Source organism: Gordonia cholesterolivorans (assembly GCF_039531975.1).
Lineage (GTDB): Bacteria > Actinomycetota > Actinomycetes > Mycobacteriales > Mycobacteriaceae > Gordonia > Gordonia sihwensis.
Map to the genome: position 1 here is coordinate 40,256 of NZ_BAAARB010000004.1, position 16,606 is coordinate 56,861.

At 68.6% G+C, this 16,606-nt stretch carries 17 protein-coding genes and 2 tRNA genes; 12 read left to right on the forward strand and 7 right to left on the reverse strand.

Annotated features, from left to right (window positions below; translation table 11 throughout):
* Nucleotides 1-13: 13 nt before the first annotated feature.
* The gene (locus ABFX36_RS04925; protein ID WP_045537011.1) at nt 14-1,633 is read right to left on the reverse strand and encodes a glycoside hydrolase family 13 protein; all 1,620 of its coding nucleotides are present in this window, start codon (nt 1,631-1,633) and stop codon (nt 14-16) included.
* Nucleotides 1,634-1,702: 69 nt separating this feature from the next.
* The gene (locus ABFX36_RS04930) at nt 1,703-2,095 is read right to left on the reverse strand and encodes a globin (protein WP_006896622.1); all 393 of its coding nucleotides are present in this window, start codon (nt 2,093-2,095) and stop codon (nt 1,703-1,705) included.
* Nucleotides 2,096-2,240: 145 nt separating this feature from the next.
* Here ABFX36_RS04930 and ctaJ point away from each other — a divergent pair, with 145 nt between their 5' ends.
* Together ctaJ and ABFX36_RS04940 are read left to right on the forward strand one after the other, a co-directional pair.
* Entirely contained in the window at nt 2,241-2,489 is a 249-nt protein-coding gene (ctaJ, locus tag ABFX36_RS04935; RefSeq protein ID WP_006896623.1) for an aa3-type cytochrome oxidase subunit CtaJ, read from the forward strand.
* Complete coding sequence (locus ABFX36_RS04940; protein WP_372452526.1) at nt 2,476-2,958, forward strand: DUF5130 domain-containing protein; 483 nt, start codon at nt 2,476-2,478, stop codon at nt 2,956-2,958. Before ctaJ ends, ABFX36_RS04940 begins: the two co-directional genes overlap by 14 nt.
* A 75-nt stretch (nt 2,959-3,033) precedes the next feature.
* On the opposite strand, the gene pepN is transcribed toward ABFX36_RS04940, so the two are convergent.
* Complete coding sequence (gene pepN / locus ABFX36_RS04945) at nt 3,034-5,616, reverse strand: aminopeptidase N (RefSeq protein ID WP_045536992.1); 2,583 nt, start codon at nt 5,614-5,616, stop codon at nt 3,034-3,036.
* Nucleotides 5,617-5,686: 70 nt separating this feature from the next.
* Between pepN and ABFX36_RS04950 the strand changes: the two genes are divergently transcribed.
* The gene (locus ABFX36_RS04950) at nt 5,687-6,307 is read left to right on the forward strand and encodes a mycothiol-dependent nitroreductase Rv2466c family protein (protein WP_045536994.1); all 621 of its coding nucleotides are present in this window, start codon (nt 5,687-5,689) and stop codon (nt 6,305-6,307) included.
* A 14-nt stretch (nt 6,308-6,321) separates the two neighbouring features.
* Here the strand turns inward: ABFX36_RS04950 and ABFX36_RS04955 are convergent, their stop codons facing one another.
* Nucleotides 6,322-7,344, reverse strand: coding sequence for a M48 family metallopeptidase (locus ABFX36_RS04955; RefSeq protein ID WP_006896627.1), 1,023 nt, complete (start codon nt 7,342-7,344; stop codon nt 6,322-6,324).
* Nucleotides 7,345-7,397: 53 nt separating this feature from the next.
* Here ABFX36_RS04955 and ABFX36_RS04960 point away from each other — a divergent pair, with 53 nt between their 5' ends.
* The 3 genes from ABFX36_RS04960 to ABFX36_RS04970 all read left to right on the forward strand — a co-directional run bounded on the left by ABFX36_RS04960 (nt 7,398) and on the right by ABFX36_RS04970 (nt 9,667).
* Complete coding sequence (locus ABFX36_RS04960; RefSeq protein WP_006896628.1) at nt 7,398-7,871, forward strand: ribose-5-phosphate isomerase; 474 nt, start codon at nt 7,398-7,400, stop codon at nt 7,869-7,871.
* A gap of 6 nt (nt 7,872-7,877) precedes the next feature.
* Nucleotides 7,878-8,696 carry an Fpg/Nei family DNA glycosylase gene (locus tag ABFX36_RS04965; RefSeq protein WP_045536996.1) on the forward strand — a complete coding sequence of 273 codons (819 nt, stop codon included), beginning with the start codon at nt 7,878-7,880 and terminating at the stop codon, nt 8,694-8,696.
* An 80-nt stretch (nt 8,697-8,776) separates the two neighbouring features.
* Nucleotides 8,777-9,667, forward strand: a complete 891-nt coding sequence (locus ABFX36_RS04970; protein WP_006896630.1) for a PE-PPE domain-containing protein — start codon at nt 8,777-8,779, stop codon at nt 9,665-9,667.
* An 87-nt stretch (nt 9,668-9,754) separates the two neighbouring features.
* Here the strand turns inward: ABFX36_RS04970 and ABFX36_RS04975 are convergent, their stop codons facing one another.
* Together ABFX36_RS04975 and ABFX36_RS04980 are read right to left on the reverse strand one after the other, a co-directional pair.
* On the reverse strand, nt 9,755-10,450 hold the full coding sequence (locus tag ABFX36_RS04975; protein ID WP_006896631.1) for a L,D-transpeptidase: 696 nt from the start codon (nt 10,448-10,450) through the stop codon (nt 9,755-9,757).
* A gap of 148 nt (nt 10,451-10,598) precedes the next feature.
* Nucleotides 10,599-11,129: a helix-turn-helix domain-containing protein gene (locus ABFX36_RS04980; protein WP_045536998.1), complete on the reverse strand. Its 531-nt coding sequence runs from the start codon at nt 11,127-11,129 to the stop codon at nt 10,599-10,601.
* A gap of 77 nt (nt 11,130-11,206) precedes the next feature.
* Here ABFX36_RS04980 and ABFX36_RS04985 point away from each other — a divergent pair, with 77 nt between their 5' ends.
* Both ABFX36_RS04985 and ABFX36_RS04990 read left to right on the forward strand, forming a co-directional pair.
* Complete coding sequence (locus ABFX36_RS04985; protein WP_346075213.1) at nt 11,207-12,409, forward strand: benzoate/H(+) symporter BenE family transporter; 1,203 nt, start codon at nt 11,207-11,209, stop codon at nt 12,407-12,409.
* Between the two features lie 35 nt (nt 12,410-12,444).
* Nucleotides 12,445-13,149: an adenosylcobinamide amidohydrolase gene (locus ABFX36_RS04990; RefSeq protein WP_045537002.1), complete on the forward strand. Its 705-nt coding sequence runs from the start codon at nt 12,445-12,447 to the stop codon at nt 13,147-13,149.
* Nucleotides 13,150-13,226: 77 nt separating this feature from the next.
* Here the strand turns inward: ABFX36_RS04990 and ABFX36_RS04995 are convergent.
* Nucleotides 13,227-13,300, reverse strand: a tRNA-Gly gene (locus ABFX36_RS04995).
* 156 nt (nt 13,301-13,456) lie between these two features.
* On the opposite strand from ABFX36_RS04995, the gene ABFX36_RS05000 reads away from it, so the two are divergent.
* The 4 genes from ABFX36_RS05000 (at nt 13,457) to ABFX36_RS05015 (ending at nt 16,582) form a co-directional block, all read left to right on the forward strand.
* Nucleotides 13,457-13,530 (forward strand) — tRNA-Pro (locus ABFX36_RS05000).
* Between the two features lie 87 nt (nt 13,531-13,617).
* Nucleotides 13,618-14,988 (forward strand): trigger factor, encoded by a 1,371-nt coding sequence (tig, locus tag ABFX36_RS05005; RefSeq protein ID WP_006896635.1) that lies wholly within the window; start codon nt 13,618-13,620, stop codon nt 14,986-14,988.
* Between the two features lie 289 nt (nt 14,989-15,277).
* Entirely contained in the window at nt 15,278-15,853 is a 576-nt protein-coding gene (locus ABFX36_RS05010) for an ATP-dependent Clp protease proteolytic subunit (RefSeq protein WP_039867541.1), read from the forward strand.
* A gap of 48 nt (nt 15,854-15,901) precedes the next feature.
* On the forward strand, nt 15,902-16,582 hold the full coding sequence (locus ABFX36_RS05015; RefSeq protein WP_006896637.1) for an ATP-dependent Clp protease proteolytic subunit: 681 nt from the start codon (nt 15,902-15,904) through the stop codon (nt 16,580-16,582).
* The last annotated feature ends 24 nt before the right edge of the window (nt 16,583-16,606 follow it).

The following is a 16,606-nucleotide window of genomic DNA, read 5'->3' on the forward strand; positions in this document are numbered from 1 at the left end:
CCCGGCCCGGATCTCACACCAGCCAGGCGGCGGCGCCGGGGAGCAGCAGACCGCCCTCCAGCGGGGTACTGACCAGGAGGATCTGTCCGGGCGGAAGCGGTACCGGGCGATCGGAGGCGTTGAGCGCACAGATGAGGCCGCCGGGCCGGCGGAAGGCGAGGCAGCCCTCGGGGGCGCCGTACCACTGCACGGTGTCGCCGGAGAACTCCGGACGTGCGTAGCGCAGTTCGATCGCCTGCCGGTACAGAGACAGCATCGAGTAGATGTCCTCGAGCTGAGACTCCACGGTCAGTGCCGCCCAGTCGGCGGGGATCGGCAGCCAGGTGTCCGACCGGCTGCTGAATCCGAAGGGCGGCTCGGTGCCCTCCCACGGCAGCGGAACCCGACAGCCGTCGCGACCGCGGTCGGTGTGACCGGAGTTCTCCCAGACCGGGTCGACGAGTGCGTCGTCGGGCAGATCGACGTTGGGCAGACCGAGTTCGGCACCGTTGTAGATGAAGACGGTGCCCGGCAGCGCCAGCTCCACCATGATCATCGCCCGCGCTCGGATGGTGCCGATGGCGAGGAGGTCGTCGGGCGTGCGCCCGTCGGCCGCCTCACCGGTGGGCTGGTAGCGCGTCACCTCGCGCGGCACATCATGGTTCGAGAGGGTCCACGTCGGCACCGCGCCGACCGAGGCGGTGGCGGCCAGCGACTCGGTGATCGCCTCCTTGATCTCATCGGCGTCGAATCCGGCGGTGGCCAGCCGGAAGTTGAAGCCCAGATGCAGTTCGTCCGGCCGGACGTACCGTGAGAAGGCTTCGTTGGAGCGGACCCACACCTCGCCGACGTTGAAGGTTCCGGGGTATTCGTCCATCACCGACCGGATCGCGCGGTGGATGTCGTGGACGGCCTCGTTGTTGAACCGCGGATCGTCGTCGGAGTGCAGCAGCACCTCGGCCGGGTGCTCCAGGTCGGGCAGGCCGTCGGGCTTGGCCATGCCGTGCGCGACGTCGATGCGGAAGCCGTCGATGCCGCGGTCGAGCCAGAAGCGCATGGTCGTCTGCAGGTCGGCGAGGACCTCCGGGTTGTTCCAGTTCAGATCGGGCTGCTCGGGAGCGAACAGGTGCAGATACCACTGGCCGGGGCGGCCGTCGGGCTCCACGATCCGCGTCCACGCCGGACCTCCGAAGACGCTGGTCCAGTTGTTCGGCGGCAGCTCGCCGTCATCGCCGCGTCCGTCGGCGAAGATGTAGCGCTCGCGCTCGGGGCCGCCCGGGGCCGCTCCCAGCGCGCCGGAGAACCACGGATGCTGGTCGCTGGTGTGGTTGGGGACGAGATCCATCGTCACCCGGATGTCGCGGTCGTGGGCCTGGCGAATGAGCTCGTCGAAGGTGTCCAGGTCGCCGAAGAGGGGATCGATCGCGCGGGGATCGGAGACGTCGTATCCGTGGTCGGCCATCGGTGAGCGCATGATCGGCGAGAGCCAGATCGCGTCCACGCCGAGCAGTTCGAGATATCCCAGCTTGTCGATCAGCCCGGCGAGGTCGCCGACGCCGTCGCCGCTGAGATCCGAGAACGATCGGGGATACACCTGGTAGACGACGGCCGACCGCCACCATTGGGCGTCGTCGGTCGCGGGGACGTTCGCCATGCTCTGCTCACTCACCGTCTTCTGTTCCCTCTCCTGCCTTCACTGAATCGTTCATACCCGCGCGGTGGGTCAGAACGGGCTGTTGACGAGCGTGTCGGCCGCCATGGTGACGTAGTCGGTCAGAGCCCGGCGATGCTCATCGTCCAGAACGTCCGATTCGATCGACTCGATGGCGATGTTCATGCACCGTAACCACGCGTCCCGTTCGATGGGGCCGATCTTGTAGGGGACGTGACGCATTCGCAATCGCGGGTGGCCGCGCTCCTCGCTGTAGGTGTGCGGCCCGCCCCAGTACTGCTCCAAGAACATTCGCAGACGTCGCTCGGCCGGGCCGAGGTCCTCCTCCGGGTACATCGGCCGGAGGATCTCATCGGCCGCGACCTCCTCATAGAAGCGTGCGGTGATCCGGCGGAACGTCTCGTGACCGCCGGCTTCCTCGTAGAACGTGCTCACGCTCACCATTGTCCACTATCGCCCCCGTGGCATCTACGACACTGTGTAGGCCCTCCGGCGACAGCGCCGCACGCGGTGCGATAAATTGAACCAGACGATCTGCACACGGCAGGTCTCCGCGCTTAGCTCCGAGCGCTAGTCGAAAGGGTGGGGTGTGGATCAACTTCTTGTCCCCGTCGGAATGACCGTCGTGGTGCTGTGTGTGATCGCAGTGGCGCTGTGTGTGGTCTCGATGGTGTTCTCTTTTGGAATGAAGCGGCCGAAGGTCACCGAGTACACGCTCGATCAGCCGTGGGAGAACGGTCCCACTCTGTTCAGCGCGACCGACATCGAGCCGATGGCCCTGAGCCGGCACTTCGAGCCGGGTGATGTCGAGGGAGGTTCGGCAAGTGGCAAGTGGTGATGTGACTCAGCAGAGCACGGCGGTCGCGCCGTCGAACGGTCTTCCGCTCGGCACCGTCGTCACCAGCAGCGGCCGCATCTCGGCCGCGCTGTTCCCGGGCGACGGCTTCGGCACCCCGCCCTTCACCCGCGACGAGTTGATCATGCTCGACGACGCTCTCAGCCAGGCCAGCGAGGTCGCCCTCGTGCGCTTCTCGGTCTACATCGGCGAGTTGGGATCCGACCCGGTCGCCGGCGCCCGCGAGATCCTCGCTCAGGCGCCCGAGCCCGCCCACGGCGCGCTCATTGCGGTGTCGCCGAACTCGAAGGACGTCGCCGTCGTGTCCGGTGCGCTGGTCGCGGGCCGGGTCAACGACCGCGTCGCGGAGCTCGGCGTCTCGGCCGCGCTGTCGTCGTTCAAGCGGGGCGACCTGATCGACGGACTGGTCTCCGCGCTGCGCGTGATGGCCACGGCTGTCGACCGTCCCTGAATCCGACTCACCGACACAGGCCCCGCCGAACGGCGGGGCCTGTCTCGTTTCGCTGGGCTGATGCCCGCGGGCGCGCTACTCGGACGAGCGGCGGTCGCGGTCCCGGGCGCGCAGTGCGCGGGCGGTGGAGTCCCGGCCTTCGGCGATCAGACGCGCCAGGGCGGGCGGATGGTCACCGGCCAGGAAGGCGTCGGCCTTCTGCAGCGCCGCGTCGGTGATGTCCCAGGACGGGTAGAGACCGATCACGACCGTCTGCGCCACCTCGCTCGTGCGCCGGTCCCACAGCGCCGCGACATCGTCGAAGTAGCGCTGCGTGTAGTCGGACAGCAATGCCGACTGGCCGGGACGCACCAGACCCTCGACGATCGACCGCACGGTGACGTTGGCGATGCCGTCGTCGTCGAAGGCACGCGTCCACGCGGTCGCCTTGGCCTCGGCGTCGGGTCGCGCCGCGCGCGCCGCCTCGGCGTGCCGTGCACCGGCCGCGGTGTTGTCCCTGCGGGCCTCCGCGTCGATCACGTCGTCGCCCACGATGCCGTGGGTCGCGAGGGCTTTCACCAGCTTCCAGCGGAGTTCGTCGTCGACGACGAGGCCCGGCAGTCCGTGATCGGCCGGCTCGTCGCCGTCGAGGAGCGCGCGGAGCAGCGGCTGCTGGTCGTCGCGGGTGACGCCGCCCAGCAGCGCGTTGACGAAGGCGAGCTGATGGTCGGAGCCGCTCTCGGCGTTCTGTGCCAGAGTCAGCAGGCGCCCGGCGAACGTGGGCCATCCGGTCTGCGCGGCCCAGGCGGGGTCGGCGTACGACTCCAGTGCGGTGACCGCCTGCAGTAGGACCCGCTGGACCACGCCGACTTCGGATTCGGCTCCGATGCCTTCGCCGACGAGCGTCAGGAAGTCGCGTGCGCTCATCTCGGCCTGCCTGGTCATCTCCCACGCGGCCGACCAGATGAGCGTCCGGGGCATCGGGTCGGCGATGTCGGCGATCCGAGCCGTCGCGGTGGCCAGCGAGTCGGCGTCGAGCCGTACCGACGCATAGGTGAGGTCGTCGTCGTTGAGCAGTACCAGTCGGCCCCGCTCGACGCCGATCAGGTCGGGAACGTCGGTGCGCGGACCCTCCACGTCGAGTTCGACGACGTGGCTGCGGACGAGCTTGCCGCCCTCGTCGGCGTACACGCCGATCCGCATGCGGTGCACGCGCGTCTCGCCGGCACCCGGCGCCGCGCCCTCCTGCAGCACCGTGAAGGAGGTGAAGCGACCGTTCGCGTCGGTCTCGAATTCGGGGCGCATGACGTTGATGCCCGTGGTCTTGAGCCACTGTGCACCCCAGCCCGACAGGTCACGGCCCGACGCCCGTTCGAGCGAGCCGAGCAGGTCGGCGAAAGTGGCGTTCGCGAAGCGGTGCTCGGCGAAGTACTCCCGCAGGCCGGTGAGGAAGGGTTCAAGCCCCACGTAGGCGACGAGCTGCTTGAGCACCGACGCGCCCTTGGCGTAGGTGATGCCGTCGAAGTTGACCTCCACTGCGGCGATGTCGGGGATGTCGGCGGCGATCGGATGGGTGGACGGCAGTTGGTCCTGCCGGTATGCCCACGATTTCTCGACGTTGGCGAAGGTGGTCCACGCGTTGGTGTACTCGGTGGCCTCGACCTGGGAGAGGACCGAGGCGAAGGTCGCGAACGACTCGTTGAGCCAGAGGTCGTCCCACCACTGCATCGTGACCAGGTCGCCGAACCACATGTGGGCCATCTCGTGGAGCACCGTCTCGGCGCGCCGCTCGTACAGGTAACGGGTCACCCGCGACCGGAACACGTAGTCCTCGAGGAAGGTGACGGCGCCGGCGTTCTCCATGGCGCCGGCGTTGAACTCGGGGACGAACAGTTGGTCGTACTTGCCGAAGGCGTACGGAACCCCGAAGACCCGGTGGTAGAAGCCGAATCCCTGCTTGGTCTCGGCGAAGAGGCGCTCGGCGTCCATGTGCTCGGCGAGTGATGCTCGGCAGTAGAGGCCCAGGGGGATCGTCCCGTGCTCGTCGGAGTACTCGTCGTTCCAGACCGCGTACGGTCCGGCGATGAGGGCGACGAGGTAGGTGCTGAACCGTTCCGTAGTCGCGAACCGGTGTACCAGCGCGCCGTCGGCCGCGGTGCCGGGCTCACCGGTGGGGGCGCCGTTGGAGATCACCTGCCAGTTCCCCGGTGCGGTGACCGTCACCGAGTAGGAGGCCTTGAGGTCGGGCTGGTCGAAGCATGCGAACATCCGCTTGGCGTCGGCGGTCTCGAACTGCGAGTAGAGGTAGACGTTGCCGTCGGCCGGGTCGACGAAACGGTGCAGCCCCTCGCCGGTGTTCGAGTACGCGCATTCGGCGACCACCTCGAGAGTGTTCTCCGCGGCCAGCCCGGGGAGCTCGAGGCCGGTGGACTCGTCGAAGGCACTCACGTCCAGTTCTTCGCCGTTGAGCGTCGCGGACACCAGCTTGGGCGCCACGAGGTCGATGAAGGTGGTGGCGCCTGCAGTCGCGCTGAAGGTCACGGTCGTGGTGGAGCCGAATCGCTCGGTGCCGGGGGCGCCGGCGCCGTCGGTGAGGTCGAGTTCGATCCGGTAGTTCTGGACCGAGAGGATGGCGGCGCGCTGCCGCGCCTGGTCACGTGTCAGATTTGGTGCGCTCACGGTGTCAACAGTAGTGGCGGGTGGCCTCCGACGCCGCCGGCCGCCGCCTCGACGGTGGTTGAATGGGTGCATGGCTGAGAACGCTTCCTCCACCGACCGCGTCGACTTCTGGTTCGATCCGCTCTGCCCGTGGTGCTGGATCACCTCCCGCTGGATCCTCGAAGCCGAGAAGGTCCGCCCGATCGACGTGAACTTCCACATCATGAGCCTGGCGGTTCTCAACGAGAACCGGGACGTGCCCGAGAGCTACCGCGCAATGCTCGATACGGCATGGACGCCGGTTCGGGTGCTCGCCGCGGCCGCCGCGCGCCACGGGGAGCAGGTGCTGCCGCGCCTGTACACCGAGATGGGCACCCGGTTCCACAATGAGGGCGTCAAGGATTACGACACCGTGATCCCGGCTGCGCTGCAGGCCGCGGGTCTGGAGGCCGACCTCGCCGGTGCCGCCGATTCCACCGAGTTCGACGGCGCGATCCGGGTCAGTCACCACGCGGGCATGGACAAGGTCGGCGACGACGTCGGGACTCCCACCATTCATGTCAACGGCGTCGCCTTCTTCGGCCCGGTGCTGTCGCGGATTCCGCGCGGCGAGGACGCCGGCCGCGTCTGGGACGGCACGGTGGCGTTGGCCTCGTACCCGCACTTCTTCGAGCTCAAGCGCACCCGCACCGAGGATCCCGAGTTCGGCTGATCGGTTCGCGCGCCTCAGTAGGTGCGGGTCTGTTCGAGCTGGTTGGGCAGGCTGCCGGGAGCGGTCGAGGCCGGTGGCGCCGGCGGCGGCACGGGCACCACGTTGCCGCTGCCCGAACCGCGCACGAACTGCCTGGGCCGCAGCAGAATCGCACCGGCGCGTGTCCGGTCGCGCAGTGCCGCCGCACGCCAGGTGAGGACCGGATGCGACGCCACCGCGTTCGCGAGCGTGACGAAGAAGCCCTTCTCGTGGACCGCGCGGTCGGCGAACTGATCGAAGTCGACGGCACTGAGCAGGTACTTGCCGCCCGCCAGGAGGCCGATCGCCGCGTGCGCGCCGTCGGGACGGGTGTAGTAGCCGTAGTTGTCCGCCGTGTACTCCTGCGAACGTGAGAGAAGCGATCCCAGTAGGGGGAGCCCCATGATGAGACTGCTGAAGAGCTGTCGCCAGTAGGAGACGTGACCGGCGGCGATGTGTCCCACCTCGTGGCCGATCACGAACTCGAGGGCCTCGGGACTGCGTGCCCGGCCGCCGACTTCGAACAGGTCCGAGTACACCACCACGTAGCGGCGGAACCCGTGCCCCGAGGCGAAGGCGTTGATGGCGCCGTTGCCGTTGACGACGTATCCGTCGGGCACGTACTCCATTCCGTAGCGGGCGGCTGCCTCCACCAGCATGCGATAGCCGTCGGGGAACTGCGTCGGGCTCAGCTGCACCGCGTTGACCCGCATATTCGCGTAATTCAGACCGCGTCCGAGGAACACGAGCAGCGGAAGCGCGAGCGCGAGCAGCAGCCATTCGGAGACCGCGCCCACGGCGACCAGCACGACCACCACCGCGTACGCCGCTACCGCCATGAGCACGCCCACCACCAGCACCGGGATCTCCCACGGGTGACGCCGCGGCGCGCCCGCGTAGGCGGCGGGCGGTCGCCACACGGCACCGGGGCCGGGCAGATCGACGGGCGGTTCGACGATCAGCGGATCGTCGACGCCGGGGACTGAGGGAATGGGCCCGTGGGTATCCACGACCACCAATCTACTGGCCTCCCCGTGCCGGTCCGCCGTCGCGCAGGCCCTAGACTGACGCCATGCGGATTTATCTCGGTGCCGACCACGCGGGCTTCGAACTCAAGAACCAGATCTCCGAACATCTCACCGCGGGCGGCCACGATGTCGTCGACTGCGGTGCGCACGAGTACGACGCCCTCGACGACTACCCGGCGTTCTGCATCGCGGCCGCGCAGCGCACGGTCGCCGATCCCGGCAGCCTCGGAATCGTCTTGGGCGGCAGCGGGAACGGTGAGCAGATCGCCGCGAACAAGGTTCCCGGCGCGCGCTGTGCGCTCGCGTGGAGCGTCGAGACCGCACAGTTGGCGCGCCAGCACAACAACGCGCAGCTCATCGGCATCGGCGGACGCATGCACTCCAAGGAGGAGGCGCTGGCGATCGTCGATGCGTTCATCTCCACCGCGTGGTCGGAGGAACCGCGTCACCAGCGTCGTATCGACATCCTCGCCGAGTACGAGCGCACCGGCGAGGCACCCGCGCTTCCCGGCGAGTAGCAGGCGGTGCCCGAAGGGCATGCGCTGCACCGGCTGGCCCGGCGGCAGCAACGTCTCCTCGGCGGGCAGCGACTATCCGTCTCCAGTCCCCAGGGGCGCTTCGCTCACGAAGCGGCCCTTCTGGACGGCATGGTCTTCCGCCGCGCCGAGGCGTGGGGCAAACATCTGATCCACCGCTACGACGACGGTCGCCGCGGCACCGCAGCCACCCGGCGGATCGTCCATATCCACCTCGGCATCTACGGCACCTTCCGCGAAGAAGCGCTGCCGATGCCGGAGCCGACGGGACAGGTCCGGATGCGGCTGATCGGCGACGTCCTCGGAATCGACTTGCGCGGGCCCAATGCGTGTGAGCTGTACATGCCTGACGATCTCGACGCTCTCGTCGCCCGGCTGGGACCGGACCCGCTGCGCCCGGACGCCGATCCGGAGATCGCGTGGCGCGCCGTATCCCGGTCGCGCCGGGCCATCGGTTCGCTGCTCATGGACCAACGGGTGGTCGCGGGCATCGGCAACATCTACCGCGCCGAGGTCCTGTTCCGCGCCGGTGTCGACCCGCATCGCCCAGGTGTCGCGGTGAGCCGCGACGAGTTCGACGAGATGTGGGCCGATCTCCTCCATCTGATGCCGATCGGGGTGCGGCGCGGCCACATCCACGTGGTACGGCCGTCCGACGATCACGGCGCCCCCGCGTATGCGCCCGACCGCCCGCGGACCTACGTGTACCGCAGGGCGGGGGAGCCGTGCCGGTTGTGCGGTACCACCGTCGCATCCGAGCAGATGGAGGGCCGGAACCTCTTCTGGTGCCCGAACTGTCAGCGGTGAGTACCCACCTCGGGTGAGCCGGTCGAAGTCCTCAGCGTTTCCTCATCCTCCACCGGATGCGACTCAAAGACTCATGGCGCATGCTCGAAGACATGGGTGCGACACTGAAATTCACGGTTCTGGTCGTGGGTGGCACGGGGGAGTCGTTCGACGGCGACACGCGGACCGAGGTCACCGGACTCCTGCGGGCGGTCACCGACCGCCTCGACGCCCGCTTCGAATCCCGCTGGGTGGGCTACCCGGCCAGCTATGGTCCGGCACCCGCGCACGACGGCGTCAGCTACGTCGAGAGCGTGTCGGCCGGCGTGACCAACCTGGCGCGGGCCATCGCCGCGGCGGAGCGGCCCGTGATGCTGATCGGCTACTCGCAGGGAGCCGCGGTGATCAGGACGTTGCTCGCCCACCCGGCGAGTCTGCGCTTCGCGGGCGCGATCGCGGCGGTCGGTTTCGTCGCGGATCCGAATCAGCCGCCCGGCGTGATCGACGGCTGCAACGGCTGGGGTGTCGCCGGCCCCGGCGCGGATCTGCCCGACGATCTCCCCGCGTACTGGGTGGGAGCGCCGTCGGACATGATCTGCAATGCCAGTGACGATTCGTTGATCCGGGACATCGCCGACCTCACCGACTCGTTGTCGCTGACCGCGCTGCGACAGTGGGTGGTCGACGCGACGGCTCGGGTGATGAGCCGGCGCATGCAGAACGCGGATGCCACCCGCTTCTCGCCGGCTCAGTGGCGCCGGGATGTGGTGCGGCTGCGCACCGCGGCCCGCGAGATCCGCGGATACCTGCCGCCGACCGTCGAACTCGGCCGCTGGCGGGTGCGCAATCCGCTGGGGGGACGTCACGTCTCGTACGCGAGCGAACCGTACCGTCGCGCCCCGATGACGGCGCCCGACACCACCGGATGCGAGACGCTGGCCCACTGGCTGCAGTTGCAGGCGACCATGGGAGAGCTGAGCCGCGCCGGGTGACGCGCACACGAAGCCGGGCCTCCCCGATCTGATCGGGGAGGCCCGGCTTCTGATGTGTCTCTGACAGTATTCGTCAGTGCACGCCGACTAGTCGCCGGTGTACTGACCGCCGACGGTGCCGCGGACGACGATCGGGGTGCCCTGACCGATGTTGTCGTACACCCACTTGCCGTTCTCGGTGCTCACGTTGATGCAGCCGTGGCTGGCGTTCGAGACGCCCTGCTGAGCGACCGACCAGGGAGCGGCGTGGATGAAGATACCGTCCCACGACATGCGCGTGGCGTACTCGACGTAGGTGCGGTAGCCCTCGGGCGAGTCGACCGGCACGCCATACGTGGAGCTGTCCATGTACATGTCCCGGTACTTCTCCTTGGTGTGGTACACGCCATTGGGAGTCGGGTGCTTGTCGGTGCCCATCGAGATCGGCATCTGCTTGACGAACTCGTGGTTCTTCCACCAGTAGATCTGGTGGTCGCCGTCGACTGCGAGCGCGACCCAGCCGGTCGGGCTCTTGACGTTCGGCTCGGCAGGCACGGCCGGCTTCTCCGGCGTCGTGGTCTGCGGCTGAGGCTTGGGCTTCGGCTTCGGCGCGGGCGCCTGCGGCAGCCCGGGCACGGTCGGCAGATCGGGGACCTGGACCGGCGGAAGGCCGGGAACGACGGTGACCGGCGCTGCCTCGGCCACTGCGGGCGCCCCCATCGCCAGCGCAGCCGCACCGGCTGCCACAGCAACGACTCGAGCGGTCCGGCTCACCCGGCGGCTCGAAGACTTGGTGGAAAACACGTGGTCTCTACCTTCATTTCGTGGTCGTGAACTAGCGCCACCCCCGTGGGCGCTCGAAGAGTATCGTTACACAACCGTTGTACCCGCGCCAACACATTCCGGGTGAACTTCACCTGTGAATCGGGCGAATCGGCAGCTCAGTGGGGTGTCATCGGTCACAGGTGGTGGAGTGGGTGGTGATCACGACGACCGCCTCGGCCGAACCGTCCGGCGCGGCGAATACGTGTTCCCGGTCGCTGGTCCACGCGTGACATTCTCCTGCGTGCACCGTCGCGGGACGGTCGGCGACGCCGACGATCAGCGTCCCCGAGACCACCGACAGCTGTTCGCGCACCCCTTCGCCGTGCGACGGCGACACATGGCGCGCCCCTGCGGGGAACTCGAGGCGGAACACCTCGATGGTCGCGCCGTCGAGATGTCGCGTCGACAACAGCACCGTCACCATGCCGCCGGCCGCGGTGCCGTGTGCGCCGGGAGTCTCGCCCAGCATGCCGGTGAGGGGGACGTCGAGCGGCTCGCACAGGGCGTAGAGGGTTTCGATGTTGGGATTGCGGCGGCCGCTCTCGATCTCCGACAGCGTGGCCTTGCCGATGTCCGCACGGCGCGCCAGCTCCGACAGGCTGAACCCGCGCGCGAGCCGAAGCTCGCGCAGCCGGTCGGCGATTCCGAGGTCGTTCACGTCTGCCGATGGTACGGCGGGAACACCCTCAGGACCGTTCGGTTTACAGAACGTTCGGTTTATGGAACGGTAGTCCCATGACTGAGACCACTCGGAACGCCGAGGTGCGCGGGCGCGAGCGGGTATCGATCGCGGTACCCGTCGGAGCAGGGGTGGTCTGCGCGCTCGTCGGCTTTACCTCGTCTTTCGCGGTGGTCCTGGCCGGGTTGCGGGCCGTCGGGGCCGATGCCGCGCAGGCCGCGTCCGGTCTGTTCGCGGTGTCGGTGGCGATGGGTGCCGCGACGGTCCTGCTGTCGTGGCGGTTCCGGATACCGGTCACCTCGGCGTGGTCGACGCCGGGGGCGGCGCTGCTGGCGACCACCGGGGCGGTCGCCGGCGGGTGGTCGGCAGCCGTCGGGGCATTTCTGTCGTGCGGTGTGCTTCTCGTCGTCACCGGCTGGTGGCCCGGACTCGCGAAGCTGGTGCGGCGGATTCCGGTGTCGATCGCGCAGGCGATGCTGGCGGGCGTGCTGCTGCCGCTGTGCGTGGAACCCCTCCGCGGGCTGGCGACGAACCCGGCGGCGGTCGGACCCGTGCTGGCGGTGTGGCTGGTGCTGCTGAAGGTGCGACCGCGGTGGGCGGTGCCCGGGGCGTTCGGGGCCGCGCTCGTGGTGATCGGAATAGCACTCGCGCGTGACGGCGGCGGTCCGGGACTGGCGGACTTCGTTCCGCAGTTGAGTGTGACCTCGCCGTCGTGGACCGTCGGCGCGTCGATCGGGGCGGCGGTGCCGCTGTATCTGGTGACAATGGCCGCGCAGAACATACCGGTCGTCGCGGTGATGGCCGGCTTCGGCTACGACGTGCCCTGGCGTCCGGCGATGACGGTCACCGGCGTGGGATCGATGCTGGCCGCGCCGTTCGGTGGACACGCGATCAACCTCGCCGCGATCAGCGCGGCCCTCGCCGCGGCGCCCGACGCCGATCCCGATCGGGAACGACGGTGGGTCGCCGGACTGAGCGCCGGCGTCACGTACCTCGTCCTCGGACTCACGTCGACCGGGCTCGTGGCGGTGGTGCTCGCGGCGCCCGACGGGGTCGTTCAGGCGGTCGCCGGCGTCGCACTCCTCGGAGCCTTCGCGAGTGCCTGCGCGGCAGCGATGTCGCAGGTCGACGATCGGCTGCCGGCCGCGGTCACGTTCGTGGTCGCTGCATCGGGGATCGCGGTGGTCGGGGTCGGTTCGGCCTTCTGGGCGTTGCTCGCCGGGATCGTGCTCCGCGGGCTGGGTGTCGGCAGGCCGTGAGCGGCCCGTCGTTCTCGGCTAGCGTGAACGGCGATATGAGCATCGACCTGCAGTTCCTTCGGGCGTTCGGCGACGAGGCTCCGCTCGTCACCAGTCTCTGGCGCGTCGGGCCGGGACGTCGCGGTGTCTCGTCGGCCATGCTCGGCGGCGGTATCGGAGCGGTGGAGTGGGTGCTCAACGTGCAGGTCCCCGGCGACTATCGGCGGATGGACCCGGTGGCGCATCTCCGGGAGGTCGCCGCGGGCAGCGGACTGCGCGGACGCGGAGTGGGCATGCTGACCGCGGCGGCGGTGGATCGGACCGTGACATGCGCCGACGGCGCTGTCACCGCGTCGGCGACCGTCGGGCTGAGGGTGCCGACCTGGGCGGCGGCGCCCGTCGATGCCGCGGATCCGGAACTGGCGCCGTTGCTTCGGTCCGACCGGCCGGTGCCCGGGACCGTTGTGCCGGGGACCGTCAACATCACCGTCGACGTTCCGGTGGCCCTCACCGACGCGGCATTGGTGAACGCCGTCATCACCGTGACGGAAGCCAAGACCCAGGCGTTGCTCGAGGCCGGGTACCCGGCGACCGGAACCGCATCGGACGCCGTCGTGGTGGTCTGCGATCACGGCGGAGAACCCGAGCCCTTCGCGGGGCCGCGGTCGCACTGGGGCGGGGCGCTCGCGCGGGCCGTCCACGCCGCGGTGCGCCACGGCGCTCAGGACTACTCCCGGCGTCTCCGCGACGGCGGGCTCTGACCGTTCGGACGGGACGAGACGCTCACGACGCTTCAGTGCCGGCCTCCTGTGTCGGAGACCGGCCCTGAAGCGTCGTCTGGAGCGGGTGACGGGAATCGAACCCGCGTAGCTAGTTTGGAAGACTAGGGCTCTACCATTGAGCTACACCCGCGTGCGGCTGACGTGCCGGGAGTCCCGGCCGCGCTGCGCGCTTGCAGAACTCTACCGAGCCTCGCGCCGATTCACAAAACGGGAGGCGGGTTCGTCGTGGCGGCGCTTCGGCCCGTACTATGTTCCTTTGGTCCCGCCGGTGTTCGGCGTGGCCCGACGGGATGTGGCGCAGCTTGGTAGCGCATCCGCTTTGGGAGCGGAGGGTCGCAGGTTCAAATCCTGTCATCCCGACGAAGATGTCGCAGGCCCGACGGCACCGCCGGAGAACGGTCCGACAGTACGAACTGCCAGCACGAACCGACAAGGAGTACCAACACCGTGAAGAGCACCGTCGAGCAGCTGAGCCCGACCCGAGTCAAGCTGAATGTCGAGGTTCCGTTCGAGGAACTCTCCGGTGACTTCGACCGCGCGTACAAGTCGCTCGCCCAGCAGATCCGCATCCCCGGCTTCCGCCCGGGCAAGGCTCCGGCCAAGCTGATCGAGGCGCGTGTCGGCCGGCAGGCGATCCTGGAGCAGGTCGTGAACGACGCCGTTCCGGCGAAGTACTCGCAGGCCGTCACCGAGGCCGAGATCAAGGCCATCAGTCAGCCCGAGATCGATCTGGCCGAGCTCGTCTACGGCGAGCCGGTGAAGTTCACCGCCGAGGTCGACGTCCGCCCGGAGATCGAACTGCCGGAGTTCTCGTCCATCGCCGTCGAGGTCGACCCGATCGAGATCGCCGACGCCGACGTGGAAGAGGAGCTCGACAACCTGCGGGGCCGGTTCGGCACCCTCGTCGGAGTCGACCGCGGCGTCACCGGCGGCGACTTCGTGTCACTGGACCTGTCGGCGACCGTCGGCGGTGAGACCGTCGAAGACGCCTCCACCGAGGGGCTCTCGCACGAGGTCGGCAGCGACACCCTGATCGAGGGCCTGGACGAGGCGCTCGAGGGCGTCAAGGCCGGCGACTCGGCCACCTTCACCTCCAAGCTGGTCGCCGGTGACCATGCCGGCGAGGACGCCGAGATCACGGCCAAGGTGAACTCGGTGAAGGTCCGTGAACTGCCGGAGCTGGACGATGAGTTCGCTCAGATGGCCTCGGAGTTCGACACCGTCGACGAACTGCGCGACAGCGTTCGCGATCGGGTCGCCGACTCGAAGAAGTACGAGCAGGCGGGCGCCATCCGTGACGCCGTCCTGGAGCAGCTGCTCGACACCGTCGACTTCCCGCTGCCCGAGTCCGTCGTCGCCGACGAGGTCGAGGCCGTTCAGCACCAGCTGGTCCACGCCCTCGGACACGACGACGCACAGGTCGACCGCTTCCTCGAAGCGCAGGGCAAGACCCGCGAGGAGTGGGACGCCGAGAGCAAGGCCGACGCGGAGAAGTCGGTGCGCACTCAGCTGCTGCTCGACGCCATCGCCGACGCGACGGAGGTGGAGGTCGCTCAGGACGAGCTGACCCAGCAGATCCTGATGCAGTCGCAGCGCTACGGCATCGCGCCGCAGGAGTTCATCCAGCAGCTGCAGAACGCCAACCAGATCGGCGCGCTGTACGCCGACGTGCGCCGCAACAAGGCGCTCGCCGAGGTCATCGGCGAGGTCAAGGTCACCGACACCAACGGCGAGACCATCGACACCAAGGCCTTCTTCGGATCGGCGGACGATACTGAGAGCGATGAGGCCGAGACCGACGAGGCCGAGGACGCCTGACCGCCGGCCTCCGACACCACGGCGACAGCCGGGACGAGTGATCGTCCCGGCTGTCGCGCTGTCAGAGGGCCTTCGACCGGGGATCGAACATCCGCCGAACCGTTCCGCTGTAAGCGAATAAGGGGTGTCGGAGGAACAACCCCGGGGGTGGAATTGATTAATCTCGGTGACAGCTTCTCCGAAGGACGGGCGCGATGCGTCCGATGGACTCGGTCGACGAGACCTTCCGGGGAGATCCGCACCGTTAGACAGATGGGACATCTCAGTGAGCAATCTGTACACGCCCTCGATGAGCTCGGGCGCAGTCGGCCTGAACCTGACCGACTCGGTCTTCGAGCGTCTGCTTCGCGAGCGCATCATCTTCCTGGGCACCCAGGTCGACGACGACATCGCGAACCGCCTCTGCGCGCAGATCCTGCTGCTCGCGGCCGAGGATCCGACCAAGGACATCAACCTCTACATCAACTCGCCGGGCGGCAGCGTGACCGCGGGGATGGCCATCTTCGACACGATGCAGCTCGCGTCGTGCGATGTCGCCACGTACGCGATGGGCATGGCCGCCTCGATGGGACAGTTCCTCCTGGCCGCCGGCGCCAAGGGCAAGCGTCACGCGCTGCCGCACGCGCGGATCATGATGCACCAGCCGTCGGCGGGCATCGGTGGCACGGCCGCGGACATCGCCATCCAGGCCGAGCAGTTCGCCGCCACCAAGCGTGAGATGAACCGGCTCAACGCCGAGTTCACCGGCCAGCCGCTGGAGAAGATCGAGGCGGACGCCGACCGCGACAACTGGTTCACCGCCGAGGAGGCCAAGGCCTACGGCTTCGTCGACCACGTCGTGACCAGCGCGGGCGCGGTCGCCTGATCCCGTCGCCACCCACGTTCACCTCACTTCACCGGTTACGGAGAGAACATGACTAACCTGCTTCCCGCCGACGTCCGCGCGGGCATCCCGGATGCGGCCCTGGCGCTCAAGAGCATCGAGGCTCGGTACATCCTGCCGTCGTTCATCGAGAACACCCCCAACGGCCAGCGCCAGTACGACCCGTACGCCAAGCTGTTCGAAGAGCGGATCGTCTTCGTGGGAACGCCCATCGATCAGACGGTCGCCAACGACGTGATGGCCCAGCTGCTGGTCCTGGAGAGCCAGGACCCCGACCGCGACATCACCATGTACATCAACTCGCCCGGCGGCAGCGTGCCCGACATGCTCGCCATCTACGACACCATGCAGTACGTGCACTGCGACGTGATGACCGTCTGCCTCGGCGAGGCGGCCTCGGCCGCGGCGATCCTGCTGGCCGGCGGCACGCCGGGCAAGCGTGCGGCGCTGCCGAACGCGACGGTGCTGATCCATCAGCCGCGCACCGGCGGTGCCTACCAGGGCCAGGTGTCGGATCTGGAGATCCAGGCGGCGGAGATCGAGCGCATCCGCAGGCGGCTGGACGAGATCCTCGCCTCGCACACCGGCCAGGACCCGGAGAAGATCCGCAAGGACACCGACCGCGACAACATCCTCACGGCCGACCAGGCCAAGGAGTACGGAATCGTCGACGAGGTGTTCGACTACCGCAAGAAGTCGGCGCGGAGCTGAGCGAACGTCGAATCTCAGCGACTG

Coding starts and splice junctions, on each gene's coding strand:
- ABFX36_RS04925 (WP_045537011.1), bottom strand. CDS start 1,633: ATGGCGAACGTCCCCGCGACCGACGACGCCCAATGGTGGCGGTCGGCC.
- ABFX36_RS04930 (WP_006896622.1), bottom strand. CDS start 2,095: ATGGTGAGCGTGAGCACGTTCTACGAGGAAGCCGGCGGTCACGAGACG.
- ABFX36_RS04950 (WP_045536994.1), top strand. CDS start 5,687: ATGGCTGAGAACGCTTCCTCCACCGACCGCGTCGACTTCTGGTTCGAT.
- ABFX36_RS04960 (WP_006896628.1), top strand. CDS start 7,398: ATGCGGATTTATCTCGGTGCCGACCACGCGGGCTTCGAACTCAAGAAC.
- ABFX36_RS04970 (WP_006896630.1), top strand. CDS start 8,777: ATGCTCGAAGACATGGGTGCGACACTGAAATTCACGGTTCTGGTCGTG.
- ABFX36_RS04985 (WP_346075213.1), top strand. CDS start 11,207: ATGACTGAGACCACTCGGAACGCCGAGGTGCGCGGGCGCGAGCGGGTA.
- ABFX36_RS04990 (WP_045537002.1), top strand. CDS start 12,445: ATGAGCATCGACCTGCAGTTCCTTCGGGCGTTCGGCGACGAGGCTCCG.
- ABFX36_RS05010 (WP_039867541.1), top strand. CDS start 15,278: ATGAGCTCGGGCGCAGTCGGCCTGAACCTGACCGACTCGGTCTTCGAG.
- ABFX36_RS05015 (WP_006896637.1), top strand. CDS start 15,902: ATGACTAACCTGCTTCCCGCCGACGTCCGCGCGGGCATCCCGGATGCG.